This window comes from Pseudomonas koreensis (genome assembly GCF_036668835.1).
GTDB classification, from domain to species: domain Bacteria; phylum Pseudomonadota; class Gammaproteobacteria; order Pseudomonadales; family Pseudomonadaceae; genus Aquipseudomonas; species Aquipseudomonas koreensis_I.
In genome coordinates, this window is sequence record NZ_JAZEVW010000014.1 from 20,243 (window position 1) to 44,910 (window position 24,668).

General features: G+C 60.4%; 23 protein-coding genes and 1 pseudogene. 12 read left to right on the forward strand and 12 right to left on the reverse strand.

All coding sequences use genetic code 11. The features are described from left to right. Nucleotides 1-98: 98 nt before the first annotated feature. Nucleotides 99-617, reverse strand: coding sequence for a cupin domain-containing protein (locus tag V6F91_RS25760; protein ID WP_332769413.1), 519 nt, complete (start codon nucleotides 615-617; stop codon nucleotides 99-101). Nucleotides 618-825: 208 nt separating this feature from the next. Continuing rightward, the gene (locus tag V6F91_RS25765; protein WP_332769415.1) at nucleotides 826-1,644 is read right to left on the reverse strand and encodes a shikimate 5-dehydrogenase; all 819 of its coding nucleotides are present in this window, start codon (nucleotides 1,642-1,644) and stop codon (nucleotides 826-828) included. Nucleotides 1,645-1,900: 256 nt separating this feature from the next. On the opposite strand from V6F91_RS25765, the gene V6F91_RS25770 reads away from it, so the two are divergent. The 3 genes from V6F91_RS25770 (at nucleotide 1,901) to V6F91_RS25780 (ending at nucleotide 3,188) form a co-directional block, all read left to right on the forward strand. Continuing rightward, nucleotides 1,901-2,254, forward strand: coding sequence for a hypothetical protein (locus V6F91_RS25770; protein ID WP_332769417.1), 354 nt, complete (start codon nucleotides 1,901-1,903; stop codon nucleotides 2,252-2,254). A 454-nt stretch (nucleotides 2,255-2,708) separates the two neighbouring features. Continuing rightward, nucleotides 2,709-2,903 carry a hypothetical protein gene (locus V6F91_RS25775; protein ID WP_016984641.1) on the forward strand — a complete coding sequence of 65 codons (195 nt, stop codon included), beginning with the start codon at nucleotides 2,709-2,711 and terminating at the stop codon, nucleotides 2,901-2,903. 102 nt (nucleotides 2,904-3,005) lie between these two features. Beyond that, nucleotides 3,006-3,188, forward strand: coding sequence for a hypothetical protein (locus V6F91_RS25780; RefSeq protein ID WP_090284520.1), 183 nt, complete (start codon nucleotides 3,006-3,008; stop codon nucleotides 3,186-3,188). On the opposite strand, the gene V6F91_RS25785 is transcribed toward V6F91_RS25780, so the two are convergent. Further along, the gene (locus V6F91_RS25785) at nucleotides 3,185-4,246 is read right to left on the reverse strand and encodes an AI-2E family transporter (protein WP_332769421.1); all 1,062 of its coding nucleotides are present in this window, start codon (nucleotides 4,244-4,246) and stop codon (nucleotides 3,185-3,187) included. The genes V6F91_RS25780 and V6F91_RS25785 overlap by 4 nt on opposite strands. Before the next feature lie 152 nt (nucleotides 4,247-4,398). On the opposite strand from V6F91_RS25785, the gene yegQ reads away from it, so the two are divergent. After that, nucleotides 4,399-5,730, forward strand: a complete 1,332-nt coding sequence (gene yegQ / locus V6F91_RS25790) for a tRNA 5-hydroxyuridine modification protein YegQ (RefSeq protein ID WP_332769423.1) — start codon at nucleotides 4,399-4,401, stop codon at nucleotides 5,728-5,730. A gap of 81 nt (nucleotides 5,731-5,811) precedes the next feature. Here yegQ and V6F91_RS25795 read toward each other — a convergent pair whose 3' ends face one another. Both V6F91_RS25795 and V6F91_RS25800 read right to left on the reverse strand, forming a co-directional pair. Beyond that, complete coding sequence (locus V6F91_RS25795; RefSeq protein WP_332769425.1) at nucleotides 5,812-6,042, reverse strand: hypothetical protein; 231 nt, start codon at nucleotides 6,040-6,042, stop codon at nucleotides 5,812-5,814. A 93-nt stretch (nucleotides 6,043-6,135) separates the two neighbouring features. After that, entirely contained in the window at nucleotides 6,136-6,849 is a 714-nt protein-coding gene (locus V6F91_RS25800; RefSeq protein ID WP_093100159.1) for a FadR/GntR family transcriptional regulator, read from the reverse strand. Between the two features lie 353 nt (nucleotides 6,850-7,202). Between V6F91_RS25800 and V6F91_RS25805 the strand changes: the two genes are divergently transcribed. Then, a complete protein-coding gene (locus V6F91_RS25805) occupies nucleotides 7,203-8,549 on the forward strand; it encodes an MFS transporter (RefSeq protein WP_332769428.1) in 1,347 nt (448 codons plus the stop codon). A gap of 24 nt (nucleotides 8,550-8,573) precedes the next feature. Continuing rightward, on the forward strand, nucleotides 8,574-9,917 hold the full coding sequence (gene gudD / locus V6F91_RS25810) for a glucarate dehydratase (protein ID WP_332769430.1): 1,344 nt from the start codon (nucleotides 8,574-8,576) through the stop codon (nucleotides 9,915-9,917). Between the two features lie 124 nt (nucleotides 9,918-10,041). Here gudD and V6F91_RS25815 read toward each other — a convergent pair. After that, nucleotides 10,042-10,914: pseudogene (locus tag V6F91_RS25815) on the reverse strand (LysR family transcriptional regulator). Nucleotides 10,915-11,073: 159 nt separating this feature from the next. Between V6F91_RS25815 and ampC the strand changes: the two are divergent. After that, entirely contained in the window at nucleotides 11,074-12,240 is a 1,167-nt protein-coding gene (gene ampC / locus V6F91_RS25820; protein ID WP_332769432.1) for a class C beta-lactamase, read from the forward strand. A gap of 133 nt (nucleotides 12,241-12,373) precedes the next feature. On the opposite strand, the gene V6F91_RS25825 is transcribed toward ampC, so the two are convergent. The 4 genes from V6F91_RS25825 to V6F91_RS25840 form a co-directional block, all read right to left on the reverse strand. Continuing rightward, nucleotides 12,374-12,940, reverse strand: coding sequence for a DUF4174 domain-containing protein (locus tag V6F91_RS25825; RefSeq protein ID WP_332769434.1), 567 nt, complete (start codon nucleotides 12,938-12,940; stop codon nucleotides 12,374-12,376). A gap of 126 nt (nucleotides 12,941-13,066) precedes the next feature. Beyond that, a complete protein-coding gene (locus V6F91_RS25830; protein WP_093100145.1) occupies nucleotides 13,067-13,852 on the reverse strand; it encodes a sulfite exporter TauE/SafE family protein in 786 nt (261 codons plus the stop codon). A 144-nt stretch (nucleotides 13,853-13,996) separates the two neighbouring features. Next, entirely contained in the window at nucleotides 13,997-15,211 is a 1,215-nt protein-coding gene (locus tag V6F91_RS25835) for an MFS transporter (protein WP_332769437.1), read from the reverse strand. 178 nt (nucleotides 15,212-15,389) lie between these two features. Beyond that, a complete protein-coding gene (locus tag V6F91_RS25840) occupies nucleotides 15,390-16,139 on the reverse strand; it encodes a hypothetical protein (RefSeq protein ID WP_332769439.1) in 750 nt (249 codons plus the stop codon). Nucleotides 16,140-16,384: 245 nt separating this feature from the next. Between V6F91_RS25840 and V6F91_RS25845 the strand changes: the two genes are divergently transcribed. From V6F91_RS25845 to V6F91_RS25855, 3 genes are all read left to right on the forward strand, one after another. Continuing rightward, nucleotides 16,385-17,533 (forward strand): aldose epimerase family protein, encoded by a 1,149-nt coding sequence (locus V6F91_RS25845; RefSeq protein WP_332769441.1) that lies wholly within the window; start codon nucleotides 16,385-16,387, stop codon nucleotides 17,531-17,533. A 152-nt stretch (nucleotides 17,534-17,685) separates the two neighbouring features. Next, entirely contained in the window at nucleotides 17,686-18,507 is an 822-nt protein-coding gene (locus V6F91_RS25850) for an aldo/keto reductase (RefSeq protein WP_332769443.1), read from the forward strand. 28 nt (nucleotides 18,508-18,535) lie between these two features. Next, nucleotides 18,536-19,006, forward strand: a complete 471-nt coding sequence (locus V6F91_RS25855; RefSeq protein WP_332769445.1) for a DUF1810 domain-containing protein — start codon at nucleotides 18,536-18,538, stop codon at nucleotides 19,004-19,006. Here the strand turns inward: V6F91_RS25855 and V6F91_RS25860 are convergent. Then, nucleotides 18,971-21,331, reverse strand: coding sequence for a DNA polymerase II (locus tag V6F91_RS25860; RefSeq protein WP_332769447.1), 2,361 nt, complete (start codon nucleotides 21,329-21,331; stop codon nucleotides 18,971-18,973). The genes V6F91_RS25855 and V6F91_RS25860 overlap by 36 nt on opposite strands. Nucleotides 21,332-21,529: 198 nt before the next feature. On the opposite strand from V6F91_RS25860, the gene V6F91_RS25865 reads away from it, so the two are divergent. Beyond that, entirely contained in the window at nucleotides 21,530-21,970 is a 441-nt protein-coding gene (locus V6F91_RS25865; protein WP_039763416.1) for a CBS domain-containing protein, read from the forward strand. Between the two features lie 127 nt (nucleotides 21,971-22,097). On the opposite strand, the gene V6F91_RS25870 is transcribed toward V6F91_RS25865, so the two are convergent. Beyond that, nucleotides 22,098-22,721 carry a glutathione S-transferase N-terminal domain-containing protein gene (locus tag V6F91_RS25870; RefSeq protein ID WP_332769454.1) on the reverse strand — a complete coding sequence of 208 codons (624 nt, stop codon included), beginning with the start codon at nucleotides 22,719-22,721 and terminating at the stop codon, nucleotides 22,098-22,100. A gap of 1,089 nt (nucleotides 22,722-23,810) precedes the next feature. Between V6F91_RS25870 and V6F91_RS25875 the strand changes: the two genes are divergently transcribed. After that, nucleotides 23,811-24,635: an energy transducer TonB gene (locus tag V6F91_RS25875; protein ID WP_332769456.1), complete on the forward strand. Its 825-nt coding sequence runs from the start codon at nucleotides 23,811-23,813 to the stop codon at nucleotides 24,633-24,635. The last annotated feature ends 33 nt before the right edge of the window (nucleotides 24,636-24,668 follow it).

The following is a 24,668-nucleotide window of genomic DNA, read 5'->3' on the forward strand; positions in this document are numbered from 1 at the left end:
GCGAAGGCGGTGTGTCATACAACATATCGGTGTCTGACACTCCGTCTTCGCGAGCAAGCTCGCTCCCACAGGTTTTGCGTTGTATTCAGATGTAGACGCTATTCACCGTCCCAGTAATCCACCCCATCCGCCTGCCGCGCCACAGCAACAAAACCGGACGGGTTGCCCTCGGCATCGACGCTGAAATTATCCATCACCGCGTATTTGTTCGAATCGGGGTATTCGCAGATTTCGGGTTGCTGCTGCGTGCTGATCGCCAGGTAACGCAACTCGGCCGAACTGGTATTGATGATCTGATGCGCCTGTTCCGGCCCACCCGGTGGACAGGCGATCACATCACCACTGCGGATCGGAAAACGCTCAGCCCCCAGGCGCACCTCGCCTTCCCCGGCCACCACGAAAAACATTTCCTCATTGACCCGATGACTATGAAACGGACTGCCGCGCATGCCCGGCGGCAAGGCGTACAGGCGGTAGCCGAGTTTTTGCGCGCCCAGTTGCTGGCCGATACGGGCGAAGCGCTGCTGATAGCGCCCGGCGGTTTCGCCTTGCGGGGCAAGGGCTTCGGGCAGGGGGGCGAGTTCGACCTCGTCGAGATTGAGGATGGGTGGATGCATGGGCAGCCTCGGTTTTGTTTTTTTGTGGTGGAGGCAAGTCTGCGCTTGCCGCGCAGGCAGCATAGACGAGGATGTCTGGCTTGAAACCGCAGCGCGGCCATCGCCAGCAGGCTGGCTCCCACAGGTTGACCAGGTTGCAGCGGAAAAATGCGCTCAACCTGTGGGAGCGAGCCTGCTCGCGAAGAGGCCCGCCTGAACGCTACAAAAATCAGCTACGCGCAAACGCCACCGCCGCCGAAAACTGTGCTTCATTCGGGCGCACGCCGGTGTAGAGAACAAACTGCTCCAACGCCTGAATCGCGATCACTTCAAGCCCGGTGATGACCCGTTTGCCCTCCGCCCGAGCGCGCACAATCAGCGGTGTTTCCGAGGGAATCGCCACCACATCGAAAACCGTCTGCGCAGCCTGGATGACTTCAGGCTCAAACGCCAGTTGCCCCGCTTCCGGCCCGCCGTCCATCCCCACCGGCGTCACGTTGATCAACATCTGCGGGCGCTCCTCGCCCAACTCTGCCTGCCAGCGGTAACCCAGCGAGTCTGCCAGCGCACGCCCGGCGCGCTCGTTGCGGGCGACGATCAGGCCGTTTTTGTAACCGCCGTCACGCAAGGCACTGGCCACAGCTTTGGCCATCCCGCCGCTGCCGCGCAGGGCAAAGGTCGATTCCTTGGGCACGGCGTGGCTCTGGAGCAACTGGGCGACGGCGATGTAATCGGTGTTGTAGGCCTTGAGATGGCCATTGGTGTTGACGATGGTGTTGATCGACTGGATCGCTGCTGCCGACGCGTCCAGTTCGTCGACAAGCGCAATGCAGGCTTCCTTGAACGGCATCGATACGCCGCAACCGCGAATGCCCAGTGCGCGAATCCCGCTCACGGCGCCGGTCAGGTCTCGGCTGCTGAAGGCCTTGTAATAGAAATTCAGACCCAACTGTTCATACAGATGGTTGTGGAAACGCAGACCAAAATTCCCGGGCCGCCCCGACAGGGACATGCACAGCTGGGTGTCTTTGTTCGGGTTCATCTGCATGAAACTTCTCCTTCAAGCGCACTTTCGGATAAACGGGATTAGCCAGCCCCGTGGGCTCTGAACGATCATGGGGGCGTGTTTTAGAGGGCTTTCGCGGCGATCGTTCAGCCCGGTAAAGAAACCGCTACAGACCTTACACAAAATTTACCCAACAGCTGTGCTGATTTTGCCAATTTCACTGTCTCAGCTGTATCCCCGCGACAATTGTGGGCCTGGTGCAGGCCCTGCCGCCGGGTCGAAGAACCGAGGATTTATCATGATTCGTAAACTTCCCATCATGGCTTTGTTGATCGGCGCGCTCGCGGTCACGGGTCAGGCAGAAGCGGGTGGTGGCCACGGCTGGCAAGGCCCTGCAGTGTTTGGCGCGATCGTCGGCTCGGCCATCATCGGCTCGGCACTGATCAATCAGGATCGCCCGGTGTATGTGCAGCAACCGGTGTATGTTCAGCCACAGCCGGTTTATGTACAGCCGCCGCCACCGGTTTATTACCAGCCGGCGCCGGTGTATGTGCAGCAGCCGGTTTACGTGCAGCCCGCTCCCGTTTATTACGGTCCGCCTCGCGGGTATTACGGTCGGCCGCATGGGTATTACGGCGGTCCACGCTGGTGACAGGAACACGGAGCCCCGCTTTTTCAAGCGGGGCTTTTTTGTGGGGAGTGGTCAAGAGCTTGAGATCGGCTTTGCATAGGCGGTGAATTCCCCCCTCACCCCAGCCCTCTCCCGAAGGAGAGGGGGCCGATCTCCGTTGGCTTTGAAGTTTGCGTACGACCCGGTACCTCACGTCCAAGCATCTCTCACATCCGACTCGGTCAGTCCCCTCTCCCTCTGGGAGAGGGCTAGGGTGAGGGGCTTTTGATCTTGATGGGCATATTCGACCATTCGTCGCTCAACGTCTGAAAAAATCTCGCCAAGGTCGCTGCGAGAACAGTTTATGCAGCTAAAGTCGGCATGATTGACTCGACCGTCATGTGCATTTCCACGAAACGGTCATGGTTTTGTCATGACGGAGCCGCAATCTGAATCCGTCCGTAAACAACAGGTTGATAACAACAAGGACGACGATATGCCAACACAAAACCCGCACCGCATTGTCGGCTTGTGCACCTCGAGCAAGGTGTACAGCGCGCTGACCGAGCTCAAGCATCTGGAAGGTCACCGCTGTGCCAAGTTTCTTTCGTTGCTGGCGGAGAACCTGGTGCACAAAGGCTTGCTCAATGAGCGCGAAGTCATGCACATGCTCGATCAAGTGGTCGATTGAGCCAGCCCTCAACGGCGTCAATGACCACTATCGAAAGCGTTGATTGTCCGTAGAAGCGGCGAATCTCTAAGGTAGCTCCATTGTTGAATGGAGGTACAGGTCATGGCTCAGGTTCAAATCATGTCGGTGGTCGGCAGCGCGGTTCCCGCTTCGCTCAGGGCGTCGGGGTTGCTCGCCTGCTGGTATCTGATGCGCGACGGCGAGGCGATCAGTGGTCCGCTCACCTCGTTACCCGCCGCACAAGCCTTGTCGCAGAAGATTGTCAGCGCGTCGTTCAATGCCTAAGGCAGTTGCACCTTGGGTTTGGTCTCGACGAACAGCGCCCAGCTCGACAGGAACAGCGCGGCGATCAACGGGCCGATGACGAAGCCGTTGAGGCCGAACACCGCGAGGCCGCCCAGGGTCGAGATCAGAATCATGTAATCGGGCATTTTCGTGTCCTTGCCCACCAGGATCGGGCGCAGGACGTTGTCCACCAGGCCGATCACGAAAACCCCGAACAAGCCCAGCACCACGCCTTGCCAGATCATGCCGCTGAGCAGGAAGTACACCGCCACCGGCGCCCAGACGATCCCCGCGCCGACGGCTGGCAGCAACGACAGAAACGCCATCAGCACCGCCCAGAGCAACGCACTGGGAATGTCGAGAAACCAGAAAATCGCCCCACCCAGCGCACCTTGCGTCACCGCAACGAGTACGTTGCCTTTGACGGTCGCACGCACCACACGGTTGAATTTCAGTTGCAGGCGACGCTTGTGGTTTTCTTCCAGCGGCACGGCGGTGCGCATTTTGCGCGCCAGTTCGGGGCCGTCACGCAGGAAGAAAAACAGCAGGTACAGCATGATGAAAAAGCTCACCACAAATTCAAAAGTGCCCTGGCCGAAACTGAACGCCTGAGTCGCCAGCACCTGGCTGCCTTGCATGGCGGCCTTGACGATTTTCTCGCGCAGGCTGTCGAGTTCGCCCATGCCGAAGCGGTCGAGCAAATGCTGAAAGTACGGCGGCAGGCTGTGCTTGAACTGGGCCAGATAGGCGGCAATGTCCAGCTCACCGCTTTCAATGTTCTTGTAAACCGTCGCCCCCTCCTGCACCAGCAAAACGCTGACGACGATCACCGGCAGAATCGCGATGATCAGGCACAGGCTCAACGTACACAGCGACGTCAGGTTGCGTGGCCAGCCGAATCGGATCTGCAGCCTGCGCTGCACCGGCGCAAACAGAATGCCGAGAATCACTGCCCAGAACACCGCGCCGTAGAACGGCAGCAGGATCCAGATGAAGGCCACCGTGACCAGCACCAGCAGCACTGTCAGGGATTTGAATTGAAGACTCTTTTCGTTCATGTCCGGTCCATGTCTGTCAGGCGTCACGCACGCCCCGAACCTTAGTCACCCGCGGCGTGCGCGAGTGCCCTGTTTATTCGTTGAGCATAGATCCAGATCAATAAACCCTCGCTGCGCCTCGCTTACCCTGCCGCGCTTTTGCGACTTTCATCATGAACTCGACCCTCAGCGTCCCCGAACTGCTCGCCCCCGCCGGCACCCTGAAAAACATGCGTTACGCCTTTGCGTACGGCGCCGATGCGGTGTACGCCGGCCAGCCGCGTTACAGCCTGCGCGTGCGCAACAATGAGTTCGATCATGCCAATCTGGCGCTGGGCATCCGTGAGGCGCAGGCGCAGGGCAAGCGCTTCTATGTGGTGGTCAACATCGCCCCGCACAATGCCAAGCTGAAGACCTTTCTCAAGGATCTGGCGCCGGTGATCGAGATGGCGCCCGATGCGCTGATCATGTCCGATCCGGGACTGATCATGCTGGTGCGCCGGCATTTTGCGCAGATGCCAATTCACTTGTCGGTTCAGGCCAACACGGTGAACTGGGCGAGCGTCGAGTTCTGGCAGCAGCAAGGCGTCAGCCGGGTCATCTTGTCACGGGAATTGTCGCTGGAAGAGATTGGTGAAATCCGCGATCAAGTGCCCGGCATGGAGCTGGAAGTCTTCGTCCACGGCGCGCTGTGCATGGCCTACTCCGGGCGCTGCCTGCTCTCCGGCTACCTGAACAAACGCGACGCCAATCAGGGCAGCTGCACCAATGCCTGTCGCTGGAAATACTCGGCGCAGCAGGCCACGGAAAATCAGCTCGGCGAGATCGTGCAGACCTTCCAGCCCGAGCCGACGCTGGGCCTCGGCGCGCCCACCGATCGGGTGTTCCTGTTGCAGGAAACCAACCGCCCCGACGAATTGATGCCAGCCTTCGAAGACGAGCACGGCACCTACATCATGAACGCCAAGGACCTGCGCGCCGTACAGCACGTCGAACGCCTGACGCGCATGGGCGTGCATTCGTTGAAGATCGAAGGCCGGACCAAATCGCATTTCTATTGCGCGCGCACCACGCAGGTTTATCGCCGCGCCATTGACGATGCAGTCGCCGGTCGGCCGTTTGATCGCAGCCTGATGAGCGACCTCGAATCACTGGCCCAGCGCGGCTACACCGAAGGTTTTCTGCGCCGGCATGTGCATGATGAATATCAGAACTATCAGCACGGCAGCTCCGTGTCAGAGCGTCAGCAGTTCGTCGGCGAACTGACCGGCGAACGGCGTGAACGGCTGGCCGAGGTCAAGGTGAAGAACCGTTTTGCCGTGGGCGATCATCTGGAACTGATGACGCCCAAGGGCAACTTTCATTTTGATCTGCACGAACTGCAGAACCTCAAGGGTGAGGCCATCGAAGTGGCGCCGGGAGATGGCCACACAGTCTATCTGCCGATACCGGATGCGGTGGATTTGCGCTTCGGCTTGTTGATGCGCGATATCCACACGACCTGAGATCCCCGAGCAAACCCGATCCCCTGTGGGAGCGAGCCTGCTCGCGAAGCGGCCAGCCAATCCACCCCCCAACCCTAAGACTCAGCGCCGATCATCCGACAACGGCGTCGGCTCATCCGCCGGCGGCACATCCTCATCGGCAGCAGGGTCTTTCCAGTCTTCCGGCCGGTCGCCATCGCTCAGCGGATCGCGCCCCGGGTCCATGCCCGGCGGCGCATCGTGATCACTAAGGGTCGGCTCGTCCGTGCCGGGAATGCGGTGGGTATGGTCGGTGGGCGCAATGCCGCCCGGAAACAGCGAATCGTCAGCCATGGTGCACCTCACAAAAACAGCGCCGGAACATCCGGGCGTAGTGTTTGGAGGCGCTCAACATGTGCGGCGTGCTACGCAGCAGACCAGCGGCATTCAACCTTGCGCAGAGAAGCGATCACGGCTGTTGGTCAGGTGCAGCCACATCGCCGCCCGCGCCGCTTCCGGGTCCTGACGCTTGATCGCGTTCAAAATCGCTTCATGCTCCAGATTGGCCAGTTGCCCAAGCTTGCTCAGATCCGCCGCGCCCCGTTCGGCCGCGTTGAGGCGGGTACGCGGAATCATCGCACTGCCCAGGTGCTGCATGATCTCGCTGAAGCAGACGTTGCCGGTGGCCTCTGCGATCAACAGATGAAAACGACGATCCGCCTCGACGCAACTGTCGTTGTTGTCCAGCAGCCGCTGATAGTCATCCAGCGCTTGGCGCATCTGCAGCAGTTGCTGCTCACTGCGCCGTTGTGCCGCCAGTGCGGCCGCCTGGGTTTCCAGGCCCAGGCGCAGTTCGAGCATGCTGCGCACGCCCAGCGCAGTGTCGACATTCAGGCGCAAACCCTGCTCCGGCGCGCGTTCGATGACGAACGTGCCGATGCCATGGCGGGTTTCCACCAACCCCGAAGCCTGCAATTTGGAAATCGCCTCACGCACCACCGTGCGGCTGACGCCGTGCTCCTGAACGATGGAATTCTCCGACGGCAGCTTGTCGCCCGGTGTCATCTGGCCGAGCAGGATGCTCTGAGTGAGTTTTTCCACCAGGTCGTGGGCCAGGTTGTGCGCACGTTTGCGGGCGGGGGCGTCGAAGTCTTCTTGCATGATCGGGTCCGGTGATCGGGGCTTGCCGATCGTAGCACTGCACGTGGAATTGGCGGGACTGATTTTAGCCCTCTAATGCAGCTCACTTGTATGACAACACTCAGGGGAAGCCGAAATATTCATTAAAGCTTTCATCATCCAGCAGCATTTTTAAAAGGCTAACAACGATGCCCCCGCCACTCGAAAGCCAACAAATACGCCACACAAGAAGCAAAAAGCATAAAAAAAGCTACGCAAGACGAAATTAATCATCCCGCCCCACTTGTAGGACAAAAAATTCAGGTTGTATGATGTCTAGCAACAACGCAACACCAGACCTACCCGCATAAAAATAATCAGTGGGAGAAAACCAAGTGAAAACCTCCGTCTCGGGGATGCACGAGGGTGTCGAGCCGACGCTCGCCTCGGCCATCTCGAAAGTCAAACGCCACGTCCTGCCGCTCTTCGTGATCATGTTCATCGTCAATTACATTGACCGGGTGAACATCGGTTTCGTCCGCACCCACATGGAACACGACCTCGGTATCGGTGCAGCCGCCTACGGCTTCGGCGCCGGGCTGTTCTTTATCGGTTACGCGCTGTTCGAAGTCCCTTCCAACATGCTCTTGCAGAAAGTCGGCGCGCGTATCTGGCTGACCCGCATCATGTTCACCTGGGGTCTGGTGGCGGCCTGCATGGCGTTCATCCAGAACGAAACCCACTTCTATATCCTGCGGTTCCTGCTGGGTGTGGCTGAGGCCGGTTTCTTCCCCGGTGTGATTTATTACTTCACCCGCTGGCTGCCCGGCGCCGAGCGCGGCAAGGCGATTGCGATTTTCCTCAGTGGCTCGGCCGTGGCTTCGTTGATCTCCGGGCCGCTGTCCGGCCTGCTCCTGCAGATCAACGGTCTGGGCATGCACGGCTGGCAGTGGATGTACTTCATCGAGGGGATGTTCTCGGTGTGCCTCTGCGTGTTCGTCTGGTTCTGGCTCGACGCCAAACCTCACGATGCGAAATGGCTGACCCGCGCCGAACAGGACGCCCTGGTCACGGCCATCGACGACGAACAAAAGGCCCGCGAAGCGGCGACACCGATTCGGCCGTCGCTGGGCAAATTGCTCAAGGACCGGCAGATCATTCTGTTCTGCCTGATCTACTTCTTCATTCAACTGACCATCTACGCGGCGACGTTCTGGCTGCCGAGCATCATCAAGAAAATGGGTGAACTGAGCGACGTGCAGGTCGGCCTGTTCAACTCGATTCCGTGGCTACTGTCGATTGTCGGCATGTATGCGTTCGCCTCGCTCTCGGCGAAGTGGAAGCACCAGCAGGCGTGGGTCGCCACGGCGCTGTTGATTGCCGCCGCAGGGATGTTCATGTCCACCACCGGCGGGCCGATTTTCGCTTTCGTGGCAATCTGCTTTGCGGCGCTGGGGTTCAAGTCGGCGTCGTCGCTGTTCTGGCCGATTCCGCAGGCTTATCTGGATGCCCGAATTGCTGCGGCAGTGATCGCGCTGATCAACTCGGTGGGCAACCTCGGCGGCTTCGTTGCGCCGACCACCTTCGGCTTGCTCGAAGAGCATACCGGCTCGATTCAGGGCGGCCTCTATGGTCTGGCCGCGACTTCGATCATCGCCGCAATCATCGTCTTCGCCGCGCGCACCACACCAAAACCTGCCGCTGAAAACGCCGTGGCCGATGCCGCGCCGAAACACGCCTGAATCCGTCTGCAAAGGAAAACAACAATGAGCGTACAAGACACCGCCAAAGCCCCGATCATCACCGACATGCAGGTCATCCCGGTGGCCGGTCACGACGGCATGCTGCTGAACCTGAGCGGCGCCCACGGTCCGTTTTTCACCCGCAACATCGTCATCCTCAAGGACAACGCCGGCCACACCGGCGTCGGTGAAGTGCCCGGTGGCGAGCGCATTCGCCAGACTCTGGAAGACGCGCGCAATCTGGTGGTCGGCAGCCCGATCGGCACCTACCAGAAGATCCTCAACCAGGTGCGCCAGACCTTCGCCGACCGCGATGCCGGCGGCCGTGGCCTGCAGACTTTCGATCTGCGCATCACCATCCATGCCGTGACCGGCCTCGAAGCCGCCCTGCTCGACCTGCTCGGTCAGCATCTCGACGTGCCGGTGGCGGCGCTGCTCGGCGAAGGTCAGCAGCGTGACGACGTGAAGATGCTCGGGTATCTGTTCTACGTCGGCGATCAACGCGAAACCGACCTCGCCTACCGCAGCGAACCGGAGGCCGACAACGACTGGTTCCGCGTCCGTCACGAAAAAGCCATGACCGCCGAAGCCGTGGTGCGTCTCGCGGAAGCCGCGCATGCCAAGTACGGTTTCAAAGACTTCAAACTCAAGGGCGGCGTGCTCAGCGGTGACGCCGAAATCGAAGCCGTCACCGCTCTCGCCGAGCGCTTTCCCGAGGCACGCATCACCCTCGATCCGAACGGCGCCTGGTCGCTGAAAGAGGCGATCCGCCTGTGCCGCGATCAGCACCACGTTCTGGCTTACGCCGAAGACCCGTGCGGCGCGGAGAACGGTTACTCCGGTCGCGAAGTGATGGCTGAATTCCGTCGTGCCACTGGCCTGAAAACCGCCACCAACATGATCGCCACCGACTGGCGCGAAATGGGCCACGCGATCCAGCTGCAGTCCGTGGACATTCCCTTGGCCGACCCGCATTTCTGGACCATGCAGGGTTCGGTGCGCGTCGCCCAGATGTGCCATGAATGGGGCCTGACCTGGGGCTCGCATTCCAACAACCACTTCGACATCTCGCTGGCGATGTTCACCCACGTCGCCGCCGCCGCACCGGGCGACATCACCGCCATCGACACCCACTGGATCTGGCAGGACGGCCAGCGCCTGACCAAGGCGCCACTGCAAATCGTCGACGGCTGCGTGCAAGTGCCGCAGAAACCGGGGCTGGGCGTTGAACTGGACATGGATCAAGTGGCCAAGGCTCACGAACTGTACAAAGGCATGGGCCTTGGCGCGCGGGATGACAGCGTCGCGATGCAATTCCTGATTCCGGGCTGGAAGTTCGATAACAAGCGGCCGTGTCTGGTGCGTTGAGCCCTGTCAACACGGTAATTCCCTGTGGGAGCGAGCTTGCTCGCGAATGCGGTCTACGAGCCAACATTGTTGTCGACTGACACGCCGCTTTCGCGAGCAGGCTCGCTCCAACAAGGGTTTTGCATTATCCAGTCATTTGCAGCAACCAGTGCCTGAACACACTCATCGCCGCCGACTCCGGGCGCGACTGCAATCGCGTCAACCAATAGCTGCCGGTGGTGATCTCGGTCGCAAACGGCTGACAAATCACCTCTGCCGCCAGTTGCCGAGCGAACATCAGTGGCGGCGCCAACGCCACGCCACAGCCCTGAATGGCAGCTTCCATCATCGCCAATGACGAATCGAACATGATGCTCTGCGGCGGCGCGGCATGAGTCGCCAAACCGGCTGCCTGAAACCACTGCGGCCACTCATCCGTGCGATAGGAACGCAGCAAGGTCTGCTGCAACAGGTCCGCTGGTGCATGCAGCTTTCGAGCGATGTCCGGCACGCACAGTACCGACAGCGGCGCATCGAGCAAACGCGTCGCTTCGATGCCATGCCACGCCCCGGCACCGAAACGAATCGCGTAATCCAGCCCTTCCGCCGCCACGTCCACGCGATTGTTATTGGTCGACAGCCGTAAATCCATGAGCGGATGTTTCGCCCGAAAGTCCGCCAGCCTCGGCAGCAGTCAGCCCACGGCGAACGTCCCTACTGCACCGACGGTCAACGTTTCGCGATACTGCCCGCCGGCGAGGCGTTCGAGGATCTGAGCAATGTTATCGAAGGACGTGTTCAGCACCGGCAACAGGGTTTCACCTTCACTGGTCAGCATCAGCCCACGGGGCAGGCGTTTGAACAGGCTGACGCCAAGCTGCGCCTCAAGGCTCTTCACTTGATGGCTGACCGCCGCTTGCGTCACGCACAGTTCCACGGCGGCGCGAGTGAAGCTCAAATGGCGCGCCGACGCTTCAAAGGCGCGCAGCGCGTTCAGCGGCAGTTGCGGTCGAATCATGCCTACCCCAAATTTTTCTAATGGCTGGTGCGAGTTTTCATCGTTTGTCGTCGGCCGCCGAGCTGACTAGATTGGCGGCGCTGATCAGCGACCTCACAAGAAAATCGCCCGCAGTGTAGCGGGATAACAACATCAACACTCATGGAGAGTGGTTCATTCATGTCATCCATCACTTCAAGCAAAGCCTTTTCCTGCGCAGCGTTCAGCCTGTTTTTCGGCTCTACGGCCTGCCTCGCCGCCGTACCTGACGATGCGCAGCTGCAAGCACTCGTCAGCGCAACGGTGACGCCGATCATGCAGCAGCAGAACATCGCCGGCCTGACCGTAGCGCTGACCGTCAAAGGCAAGGCGCATTACTTTAATTACGGCGTCGCCGCCAAAGACACCGGGCAAAGGGTCAGCGAAAACACCCTGTTCGAAATCGGCTCGGTGAGCAAAACCTTCACCGCCACCCTCGCCGGCTATGCGCAAGCCACCGGCAAACTGGATCTGTCGACCAAGGCCAACACCCTCTGGCCTGAATTGAAGGGCAGCGCCTTCGACAACATTAGCGTGCTGCAACTGGGCACTTACAGCGCCGGCGGCTTGCCGCTGCAGTTCCCGGCCGATGCGGATTCGCCCGAGACCATGCTCGGCTACTTTCAGCAGTGGAAACCGACCTGGCCGGCCGGCAGCCATCGCCAGTATTCCAACCCGAGCCTCGGCCTGTTCGGCTACCTGACGGCAAAGAGCCTCGGCCAGCCGTTCGACCAAGCGATGACGCAAACCCTGCTGCCGAAACTCGGTTTGCAGCACACCTGGCTCAGCGTCCCCGCCGGACAGATGAGCCTGTACGCGCAAGGCTATGACAAGGACGACAAACCCGTGCGCGTCCGCCCCGGCGCCCTCGACCTGCAAGCCTACGCGGTGAAAACCAGTGCCGTGGACCTGCTGCGTTACGTGCAGGCCAATCTCAAACCTGAAACCCTGGGGTCCCCCCTGACCCAAACCATCGCCAACACCCACACCGGTTACTACCGCGTCGGCGACATGACCCAGGGCCTGGGCTGGGAAATGTACCCCTACCCGATCAGCCTCGAACGCCTGCTCGCCGGCAATTCCACGGAAATGGCCATGCAGGCGCACAAGGTGCAATGGCTGAATCCACCGCAGCCACAACCCGAGAACGTACTGATCAACAAGACAGGTTCTACCGCAGGTTTTGGCGCGTATGTAGCGTTTGTACCGAGCAAAGACGTGGGTATTGCGATCATGGCCAACAAAAACTTTCCGATTGCGGAGCGGGTGAAGATGGCGCACAGGATTTTGAGTGCTGTGGCTGATTGAGCAGGAAAAAAATGTGGGAGCGCGCTTCCTCGCGAATCCCGGTGTGTCAGCCACCGATGAGGTGACTGATAGACCGCAATCGCGAGCAGGCTCGCTCCCACAGGGGATAGGGTTTATTCAGTCGAGTGCGTGATCAATCGTCCGGCATTTGCGGCGGCTTGCTCGGTTTCGCAGGCTTGCTCGGCTTGGCGCCTTTCGCACCTTTGGCAGGCTCCGGTTCGGCTGCGGCTGGGGCGGCCTGAGCCGCGGCGGCGGCTTCTTTTTCGGCCATGGGCATGGCGTCGATGGTTTCGAAAATTTTCGCCAGGCTCAAAGCCTTGGCTTCGTCACCGGAGGCGGAGAGTTTGGTCTCGCCATCCTTGCCCACCAGAAACACTTTCGGATACGCACCGGCGCCCAGCTTGAGTGAGCGCAGCAGCGCCATGGTGTCCTGCTGGCCCAGGTCCTTGCCGTCGAGTTGGCCGGACATATTGAGGATGGTGTAGACCTTGATGTTGCGGTCGGTGACGCCCTTTTTGTTGGCCGGGTCGTCCAGCGATTTTTTCAGGCTGACCCACACCGGGTCGACGGTGCTTTGTGCGATGACGATCAGCGGTCGGGCGCGGCCAACATCCCCGGCCAGCGGCGAATCGCTGTCGGCGGCGAACAATGGACCGGCCATCGCCAGCAAGAATGTCAGGGTCAGTGACCTGATGAGCATGCGCATCTCCTTTTGATATCCACGCTCTACTGATTGCGCATCGCGGCGATTGTTCCGGTGCAGTCGGGCAAATATGTTTCGCCTTTACCGAAGCTTAGGACAGGCACGACATTGCGCAACCGTGGATCAAAACGCTAACTTGTACCCGATCAGCACCAGCATCGTCGCCAGGCACGGGCGCAGGACTTCGTCGGAGATGCGTCCGGTCAGGTGGCTGCCGAGCCAGATGCCGGGCAGCGAGCCGACCAGCAGAAAGCCGAGGACGCCCCAGTCCATATTGCCCATGCTCGCGTGGCCGAGGCCGGCGACCAGGGTCAGCGGGACGGCGTGGGCGATTTCGGTGCCGACCAGGCGGCGGGTTGGCAACAACGGATAGAGGATGAACAAGGCGACCGTGCCGAGGGCGCCGGCGCCGATCGAGGTCAGGGCGACCATGGTGCCGAGGATCAGGCCGGTGATCACCGTCATCACGTTGAGGCGTGAACCGCTGGGGTTGTAGTTGCCGCCGGCGCGTTTGTGGGCGAATTCGAGCAGGCGCTTTTTGAAGAAGATCGCCAGGGCGGTGGCGAACAGTACGAAGCCCAGCGCCTGTTTGATGATGGCGTTCATCGCCTCGGGCGCGGTGTGCAGGGTGCTGAGAAACCACAGGGTCATGGCCACTGCCGGCACGCTGCCGAGGGTCAGCCAGCCGGTGATGGCCCAGTCGATGTTCTTGTTTTTCCTATGGACGAGGACGCCGCTGGATTTGGTAATGGCGGCATACAGCAGGTCAGTGCCCACTGCGGTTGCCGGGTTGATGCCGAACCACAGCAGGATCGGCGTCATCAACGAACCACCGCCGACACCGGTCATGCCGACAATAAAACCCACCACCAGCCCGGCAATCACCAGGCCGAAATTTGCCAATTCCATTAAACCGTCCAGAAAAACGACAGGAAAATCTGGCCCGCAGCATAGCGATTTTTCTTATAACCACATATATCGATGCGGTCTATCGTTATGCCAAATGAACCCACCGCAGGCTCAATCCTACAGTGTCAGGTGGTGGATGCGAGCTCAGTGGACCCGCCGCCCCGCTTTGAAGCTGTGGGTTCTGTTGCACCACACCGTGGCCAACGCGATCAGCGACAGGATCAGCAGCGCCCACGGAAACGACATCGCCCCGGCCCGGTCCAGCAACACGCCGCCAAACACGCCGCCGCCGGCAATCGCGACGTTCCATGAAGTGGTAAGCATCGCCTGCACTACGTCGACGTGGTCGCCCGCCGAGTCCGCTGCCGAGGTCAGCAGCAACGTCGCCGAACCGCCGAAAGACAGACCCCACACCGCCATGCAGACATAAACAACCAGCGGTGATGGAGCGGCCAACGCCAGCACCAGCGCCGTCACAGCGAACAGCGCGAGACTGATCAGGGTCAGCTTGCGCAACCAGCGATCGACCAGCAGGCCGATGACCCAGATGCCCACTAGCGAGCACAGGCCAAACACCAGCAGCACCAGATCGACCCGGTCCGCCAGACCGGCCTGTTGCAGGAACGGCGCGATGTAGGTGTAAAGAATGTTGTGCCCGAGCATCCATGTCAGCACCACGAACAGCACCGGCCGCACACCCGGCAGGCGCAATGATTCGAGCAAGGGCAGGCGTTCATCGCTGGCCTGGCCCGGACGATCCGGCACGGCGATGACGATCCACGCCGCCAACACCAGCGCCAGCGCCGACATGATCCCGAACGAGGCGCGCCAGCCGATCAGGTTGCCCAGCCAGGTCCCGGCCGGCGTGCCCAGTGACAGCGCCACCGGAGTGCCGAGCATGGCAATCGCCAGCGCCCGCCCCTGCTGATGCACCGGCACGATGCCGCGCGCGTAACCGGCCATGATTCCCCATGACAATCCTGCCGCCATCCCGGCAAGGAAACGCGACGCCAGGGTCAGGCCGTAATGGCTGGAAAACGTGGTGACCGTGTTGAACAGCAGAAAGCCGCCGACCGTCATCAATAACACCCGCCGCCGTGGCCAGCCGCGCGTGGCCACGGTGAGCGGAATCGCCGCAACGATCGAGCCCAGCGCATACAGCGTGACGAGTTGCCCGGCGAGCACTTCGCTGACGGCGAGGCCCGCACCGATTTGCGGCAGCAGCCCGGCCGGCAGGGTTTCGGTGAGGATGGCGATGAAACCGGTCATGGCGAATGCCAGTAACGCGGCGATGGGCAGTTTGTCAGCGCGAACGCTGGGGTCGATGCGGCTGAAATCGGCGCTTGCGGGGTCGGTCATGACGGGTGCAGCTCCATTTGAATCAATCGAGGCAAGCGATTGTATACAAAATCCGTGTGGGAGCGAGCTTGCTCGCGAAAGCGGTGGGTCAGTCAATATCTCTCTATTTGAAAGAGCGCCTTCACGAGCAGGCTCGCTCCCACAATGGTTTTCCGACCTTCCAGAAAACCGTGGAAGCTCACTGCACCGGCAAGAAATTCAAGAACAGCAAACTCTGCGCATAATTCAGACCGATCCTGCGATAGCGCTCGTCGAGCATCTGCGTCAGCAAATCCAGACGCGCCACAATCTTGCTGAATTCGGTGGCAAAACTCAGGTTGGTGCCCTCCTCCGAGATCTCATTGGAAAACAACAGCGGCTGGCCGTCCTTGTTCTGTCGCTGGGACAAAATCCATGTGGCTTTTTCGATATTGCGCGCAGCGTTGTGAACGAACGTCGGGTTAATCGCGTCAGTCATGTAGAACTCGGTGCGATTGCCGTGCGCGGTGACGAGCATGCTGCCGATCGCATAAATGAACGCACCGACGCGGTCGCCGAGAAACTCCGGGCTCATTGCGTAGCTCAGCGCGGCGAGGTCCTTGCGCCCGCCGAGCACCGGCAGCGGCTGTTGCTGCTCGACGGCCAGGCGCACTTGTTTAACGGCGGTGTTGATGTTGAGAAAACCCGATTTGCGCAGCTCTTCGGGGTTGCGCAGGTACAGCTTGCCCATCAGGCGATAGAGGCTGTTGAGGTTGTCGCGCATGGCCAGCGTGGCCATGCGGTCGACGCTGGTCTGCAGAAATTCCTGCGGCTGGCCCTCACGCATCTGGGTGATGAAGCCGTTGCCGTTCTGGTGGCTGCAACCGCTGAACAGCAGCGACGACAGGCAAGCCAACAGCAGGCACGGGCGACGAAACAAAGGAACGATCAGGGCAAAAGCGCTCGGCATGAATTCTCGAACTGGCACATTCCGGTGCGACGGGAGTCATCGCATCCTGGCCATGGATAGAGCCGCCGATTGCGAAAAAGTGCAGTGCCCGGTGCGTGAACCGACCTTCGGCCAGTCACACACCGTCAATTAGTCGGACTTTATATTTGCATTTGCGTTTATGTCGGCTATAAATCCTCTGTTAATTTTCCAATAGCATGACTAATTGCAGATTTCAAAAACAACAACAAAAAGGAAGGTCAACCATGCTTCAATCCCGTCACCTGCTTTCCGGCCTCGGACTGTCCCTGATGATCACTACCCTTTGCGCCAACGCGGCGGGCCTCAGCGCCGAACACAAGGCCTTCGGCAAAACCAATGACGGCACGCCCGTCGAGCAATACATCCTGCGCAATAGCCACGGCATGCAGGCCACCGTCATCACGTACGGTGCGACCCTGCAATCGCTGAAAGTCGCCGACAAGCACGGCAAATTCGACGACGTGGTGCTCGGTTTTGATGATGTGCAGGGCTATCAGAAAGGCACCGCGTATTTCGGCGCAACCATCGGCCGCTTCGGCAATCGCCTGGCCGACGGCGCCTTCGAACTGGACGGCAAGCGCTATCAAGTGCCGCAGAACGACAAGACCAATGCGCTGCACGGCGGCACGCAGGGTTTTGACAAGAGAGTCTGGAAAGCCGAGGAAACCAAGGACAAGGATTCGGTCGGCGTGACCCTCACCTATCTGTCGGCGGATGGCGAAATGGGTTTCCCCGGCAACCTCACCACCGAGGTGACCTACCGCCTGACCGATGCCAACGAGCTGCGCATCGATTACAAGGCGACCACCGATAAACCGACGGTGCTGAACCTGACCAACCACAGTTACTTCAACCTCGCCGGCGCCGGCAATGGCGACATTCTCAAACAGGTCGCAACCCTGCACGCCAGCCATTACACCCCGGTCACCGCCAAGCTGATTCCGACCGGTGAACTGGCGCCCGTTGCGGGCACGCCGATGGACTTCACCCAGCCGACGCCCATCGGCACGCACATCAAGGCTGACCATCCGCAGCTGAAATTCGCCGAGCCGAAACAGGGTGGCTTCGACTTCAACTGGACGCTGGACACCAAGGGTGATATCAGCAAAGTCGCCAGCGAAGTCAGCGATCCGCAATCGGGCCGGCATCTGCAGCTGTTCACCAGCGAGCCGGGTGTGCAGTTCTACACCAGCAACTTCCTCGACGGCACGGTCAAGGGCAAGGGCGGCAAGGTGTATCCGCACTGGGGCGCGTTCACCCTCGAGACCCAGCACTACCCGGATTCGCCGAATCAGCCAAACTTCCCGAGCACCCGCCTCGACCCGGGGCAGACTTATACCCAGAGCGTCGTGCTGAAGTTCTCCGCAAAATAACCCCCCCCCAGATCGTTCCCACGCTCCCGCGTGGGAATGCAGCCCGGGACGCTCTGCGTCCCTTCTCGAGCCGGAACGCAGAGCGTGGGAACGATCTGGACTATCCTGCTGCCCCATTAGAGGAATCGACACACTCACATAAGGAGGTTTGCATGCGTACCCTCGAGTTGGCCGGCGTGCAGGTGCCGGTGATTGGCCAGGGCACCTGGCGCATGGGCGAGGACCGCTCGGCGCACAAGCGTGAAGTGACAGCGTTGCGCAGCGGCATCGAATTGGGCATGACGCTGATCGACACCGCCGAAATGTACGCCGAGGGCGGTGCGGAAACGGTGGTTGGCGAGGCCATCACCGGTCTTCGCGATCAAGTGTTTCTGGTGAGCAAAGTCTACCCGCACAACGCCAGCCGCAAAGGCATTCCACAAGCCTGCGAGCGCAGCCTGCGCCGGCTCGACACCGATTACATCGACCTCTATCTGCTGCATTGGCGCGGCCAGTATCCGCTGGAAGAAACCGTCGAAGCCTTCGAACGCCTGCGCGAGGACGGCAAGATCGGCCGTTGGGGCGTGTCGAATTTCGACGTCGACGACCTTGAAGAACTCTCCAGTTCGCAATGCGCGACCAATCAGGTGCTCTACAACCTCGAAGAACGCGGTATCGAATTCGATCTGTTGCCGTGGTGCCAGCACCAGCGCATGCCGCTGATGGCGTACTGTCCGATCGGCCAGGGCGGCGCCATGCTCGCCGAGCCAGTACTCAACGACATTGCCGCTCGTCACGACGTAACCCCGGCACAGGTTTCGCTGGCGTGGATTCTGCGTCAGGATGGGCTGATTGCGATTCCCAAGGCTGTGCACCCGGAGCATGTGCAACTCAATGCCCAAGCCGCACAGCTGCAACTGGAGGCGGGGGATCTGGCGGCGCTGGACCAGGCGTTTCAAGCGCCACAACGCAAGCAGCGGCTGGCCATGGTCTGAGCCGCTGCCGACTGGCGAGGGCTTCGCGATGAGAAGCACGGATCAGTACGACCCGTTCAACCTGCAACGTTTCGTCCAGGCGCAGGACCCGGTGCTCGACCGCGTCCAGCGTGAACTCGAGGCGGGCCGCAAGCGCAGTCACTGGATGTGGTTTGTCTTCCCGCAATTCGCCGGGCTGGGCGGCAGCGAGATGTCGCGACGCTTTGCCATTGGCTCAGCCGAGGAAGCGCAGGCTTATCTGATGCACGATCTGCTCGGTGTACGATTGCGCACCTGCACACAACTGGTGCTGGCCGTGCCGCAGCGCTCGGTCAACGAGATTTTCGGTCATCCCGACGATCTGAAATTTCATTCCTCGATGACCCTGTTCGCCCAGTTCGCCGGCGCGGACAGTGTGTTCGATCAGGCGCTGGAGCGGTATTTCCACGGCATTCTCGATGAGTGGACGCTGCAACTGCTCGACTCAAAACAGGCCCAGTTGCCCGCCGATCAGGGTTGAAAAATCGTCGTCGACGAACGGCAGAATCGCATCCGCCACCGGTTGCAGTTGCCGGGTGATGTAGTGGTCGTAATCGATGGCGGCGCGGCGTACTTCCAGCGGCTCCGGGCCGGCCAACGTAATCACGTAGCTGATCCAGCCGCCGTTCTGATATTGCCGCGGGCGCCCGTGCTCAGCGTTGTAGTCATCGGCAAGCCGGGCGGCGCGCACATGGGGCGGCACGTTGCGTTCGTAATCGTCGAGGGTGCGGCGCAGGCGTTTGCGATAGATCAGCCGATCATCGAATTCACCGGCCAGCGTCTTGCGCACGTAATCGCGCACGTAATCCTGATACGGCTTGCGCTGGAAAATCCGTTCATACAGCTCCTGCTGAAATTGCCGGGCCAGCAGCGACCAGTCGGTGCGTACGGTTTCCAGACCCTTGTAGACCATTTCCTCGCTGCCATCGGCGCGGACGACGAGGCCGGCATAGCGCTTCTTGCTGCCCTCCTCCGCGCCGCGAATGGTCGGCATCAGAAAGCGTTTGTAGTGAATCTCGAACTGCAATTCCAGCGCGCTTTCCAGCCCGTATTCCTTGCGCACATGCTCACGCCACCAGTCGTTGACTTGCTGCACCAGCGCATGGCCGATCTGCGCCGCCTCCTCCTGCCCGTGCGGGCGCCGCAGCCAGACGAAGGTCGAGTCGGTGTCGCCGTAAATCACCGCGTGCCCCTGCGCTTCGATCAACTGGCGCGTGCGCAGCATGATCTCGTGGCCGCGCAAGGTGATCGATGACGCCAGCCGCGTATCGAAAAAACGACAACCGCTGGAGCCGAGCACGCCGTAGAAGGCGTTCATGATGATTTTCAACGCTTGCGACAGCGGCGCGTTGTGCTCGCGCTTGGCGGTCTCGCGGCCCTCGGCCACCCGCGAGACAATCGACGGCAGGCAATGCCGCGTGCGTGAGAAGCGTGCGCCGCGAAAGCCCGGCACCGAATCGGCGTCATCCGGATGCTGCAAACCTTCGATCAGCCCCACCGGGTCGATCAGAAACGTGCGAATGATCGACGGGTACAGGCTCTTGTAATCGAGCACCAGCACCGATTCGTAGAGCCCCGGCTGCGAGTCCATGACAAAACCGCCGGGGCTGGCCTGTGGCGGATTGGTGCCCAGATTCGGCGCAACGAAGCCTTGGCGGTGCATCAGAGGCATGTACAAATGAGTGAACGCCGCCACCGAGCCACCGCTGCGATCGGCCGGCAGCCCGGTGACGCTGGCGCGTTCGAGCAAAAAAGTCAGCAGTTCAGTCTTGGCGAAGATCCGCGTGACCAATTCGCAGTCCTTGAGGTTGTATTTGGCCAGCGCCGGTTTGTCCTCGGCGAACATGCGGTTGATTTCGTCCATGCGCTGGTACGGATTGTCGATGGCCTTGCCTTCGCCGAGCAGGGTCTGCGCGACGTTTTCCAGGCTGAACGAAGGGAAGCTCCAGGTCGCCGACCGCAGCGCTTCGATGCCATCGATGATCAGCCGGCCGGCGGCCGAGGCGAAATAGTGATTGCGGCTGCCGTGCTCGCGCCACTGCATTTCTTCACCGCCACGGCCGATTTTCAGCGGCACACCGAGGCATCGCGCATGTTGATGAAGGATGCGCAAATCGAATTGCACGACGTTCCAGCCGATGATCGCGTCGGGGTCGTGCTGCGCAAACCACTCGTTGAGCTTTTTCAGAATCAGCGTGCGCGAGTCGCAATATTCCAAATCAAAGTCGACGATGCTGGCGTCGCCGTTCGGCGCGCCGAGCATGTAGACCTGCCGCTGGCCGCAGCCTTCCAGCGCGATCGAGTAAAGCTCGCCGGTTTCCGTGGTTTCGATGTCCAGCGACACAAGGCGCAGCGTCGGCCGGTATTGGGGATCGGGTTTAAGCTGGGCATTGAGCAACACGCCGTCGGCATCGGCTGTACCGCTGAACATGACCGGCGCGGTGATGAAGCGCTCCATCAGGTAGCGCTCCGGCGGGCGCACATCGGCTTCGAACACATCGACGCCGGCGCGACTCAATGCGGTTTCCAGGCGCATTAACTGGCCATGCTGCTGACAATACACACCCAGCACCGGACGATGCTCGAAATCCTGCAAGTCCAACGGACGCAGTTCGACATTCTTTTCGTCGTGCAACAGGCGTTCGGCCGCCTCGCGTTGAGCGGCGGGAATGAACGCCACCGACGGCTGCGGCGGCAACCGCACACGGCGCGGCCCGGCGTCGGTCGCCAGCCAGAACTCGACTTCGGTGCCGGCCGGCGTATCGCGCCAGTGCCGGGTCAGGACGAAGCCCTGCGGTAAATCCACTACTGCAACCTCGGAATCTGGATAGACCGGCATTCTACCCGGCATTGCCGGAAATGACCTTGGCGATAAATCAGCGCTTGAACCGCAGAAAACCCGGTAAATGGCGTTTTTTGCACGCTATCTGCCGCTTTGCCACCTTGCCCTGCGCGGCTGCGTCTACGATGCTTGGTGAACAACGACAACACCTGAGTAACCGCCATGAAGACCGTCGCCCAACTGCTCAAGCTCAAAGATCAGAAAAATCAGGAAGTGCACCAGATCAAACCCGATCACATGGTGCTTGAAGCGCTGATGAAGATGGCCGAGAAAAACGTCGGCGCCCTGCTGGTGGTGGAAGACGACAAGGTGGTTGGCATCATCAGCGAGCGCGATTACGCGCGCAAACTGGTGCTGCACGGTCGCTCGTCGGTCGGCACGCCAGTGCGCGACATCATGGTCAAGGACGTGATCACTGTTGATACCAGGCAGACCGTCGACACCTGCCTGGGCATCATGTCCGACCGACGCTTGCGCCACTTGCCGGTGGTCGAAGACGGCCAGTTGATCGGCCTGCTGTCGATTGGCGACCTGGTCAAGGAAGCGATTGCCGAACAGGCCGAATTGATCAAACAGCTGGAGCAGTACATCCGCGGGGAATAACGTTTCAGGATCACCCCCTATCCCTGTGGGAGTGAGCTTGCTCGCGAAAGCGTAGTGTCAGTCGACGCTTGTTATTCTGACCCACCGCTTTCGCGAGCAAGCTCGCTCCCACAGGGTTCTTTGCTGATCAGGTTGGCCAATGCCGCGCAAACACCGGCGCCAGCACCGGGTGGCGGTCGATGCGTTGCAGCCAGGCGTAGAAACCCGGTCGCGTCTGGCGCAGATGCTCGCGGCTACCCTCCCAGCGCGTCACTACCGCCGCCAGCACATCCAGCGCCCCCGGCGTCTCGTCGTCCAGGTACAGCTCGCCGGAAAACTGGTCGGCAAACAGCTCCCAACTGAAGTGCAAACGCTGGCGCGCGCCGTTGATCAGGTTCTGCCGTGCGCCTTCGTCCGGCGTGATCAACCAGCGCTCGGGGTAATCGATGATGCCGATGGCCGCGTAGCAGTTGCTGACGATGTAGGCGAGGCCGCGAATCGCCTGATCACGATCCGCCGCCTCGGCAGGCAGCAGACCGGATTGGGGAAACGTCAGCCCCAGGTGAATCAGAATCGCCGCGCTCTCGGTCATCGCGCTGCCGTCGGGCAGTTGCAAGGTCGGAATCTGTTTCAGCGGATTGAGTTTGGCCAACGCTTCGGCGGCCTCCGCACTGGCTTCGTTATCAATGAAGCGATAAGCAATCTGGCATAACTCCAGTGCCGCCTCGATCGCCGCGGCTCCAGAATTCTTGTGCCCATAGAGCTGGTACATAGCCAATCCCCTGAAAAAACCTTTGCCACAGAGTAGATGCCTGTGGCCCGGGTGTAGAAATAATCTGCCGGTGTAACGGTTCTGGCACGGTTTTCCCATGCACTGCCGACTTGCGAATTCAAACCTCGCACAACAGCGCTGGCGGTGCCCATCCCGCACCAAGAGCAATCATCGAACGCTACCCGCGTTCTTGTAAGGTGCGATACCGAACCAAAAGTTCGCGTATCCGGGCTGGCAACAAGGAGTTCACCGCGTGAATCTTCAAACGTTCTGCCGTATCACTCGCCACTATTATTTGTGCGCTCCAGGCCCGGTTCATCCGAACAGCCGCCCTGCTTACTTTATTACCTGACTTCAACAGCACGTCGCTGTCGGCCGTTCATTGTTCGCCGACAGTGAGGTGCTATTTACTTTTTAAATAGGACTTGGCTATTCGCGGCGGTAATCGGCGCAATTATAGAATTGTCGGACAACAACTTCCCGACAACTGTTATTGCACCAAAAGCGTTCCGGCCGAATAACTTTTTCAGCACTACGACATTGGTTTTCGTTAAACATGAACAAGGAAAACAGCCTGTGACCCGCTAGAACGTTGACCCGCACCAAATCGGTCCCTCGCGCACCAGCACGTGCACGGACAGGCAGCCACGCAACCGCTCTGTTTCGCTATTTCGCGGGATAAAGCGACAAGCCCGGCTCGCCTCTAAAAAAGCCCCGCCCGACGGGGTAACGGCTCACTGCGCCCTATGACAAACACTGGGTCGTGACAAAACTTATATAAATGCGACACGCGTAACAGCAATGAAATAACGGCGCTACGTTGCAGCAACATCTGGCACAACGGTTGCAATATGTAACAGGCATGAGACAACCAGAAGTGTCTCCAGCAACAGAACAACAATCATGGAATGGCAAATGAACAAACCGAGTCGATGGCACTGAGCCAGTAAGTTTGCACAAGCCGTGTTAATTGGATAGTTCCACTATCGGCTTCTGCACACCTTGAAGAAAGTTGCATTCACCCACACGAACATTCACCCAATGTTCGGACGGCGGCTTATTGCCCTTCATCTACCCGAGGGAGCTTTAATGAACGATGCGGTAAAGCATAAAACCCTGCCGGGGCCGTTGCGGGAAGCGCCGGTCCCGCCGCCAACGGGCAGGCCGGCCTTCACAGCCAATACCTCACAACCCGGCGGCTTGAATAAACAGCAGATGGTCTTGCTGGTGGCCGTGTCGGCGCTGATACACGGGGCAGCCTGGTGGTTTCTCCAGCAGTCCCGAACCGAGCCATTACCGACGCCGCCGCAGATTCCGGAAATGACCGTCGAGCTGACCAGTCCGACGCCACCGGCACCGCCGACCCCGGAACCGCCACCCCCGCCACCCCCGCCACCACCGCCCGAGCCTGAGCAACCGGTGGAAGACGAGGACGCGGTCAAGCCACCGCCCAAACCGGTGGAAAAGCCCAAACCGATCGAAAAACCGAAACCGCTCGAGAAGCCCAAACCGGTGAAAAAGGTCGAGCCCGCGAAAGCGCCGCCGGCCCCGCCACAACCAGCGGCCCCCGCTGCCCCGGCGACACCGAGCGCGCCGCCGGCACCGGCCGCTGCGCCCGCGCCAGTAAAAGAGTCGGCAGCGATTTCCGGCCTCGCCAGCCTTGGCAATCCACCGCCGGAATACCCGTCGCTGGCATTGCGGCGCAACTGGGAAGGCAGCGTGGTGTTGCACATTCAAGTGTTGGCCAACGGTCGCGCGGGTTCGGTGACGGTGACCAAATCCAGCGGCAAGCCACAACTGGATGACGCCGCCGTCGCTGCGGTGAAGAACTGGAAGTTCATTCCGGCCAAGCGCGGTGACACGCCGATCGACGGCTTCGCCACCCAGACCATCGATTTCAAATTGCCGCAATGACGGCACAACCGACTCATTACTGATCAACGCAAG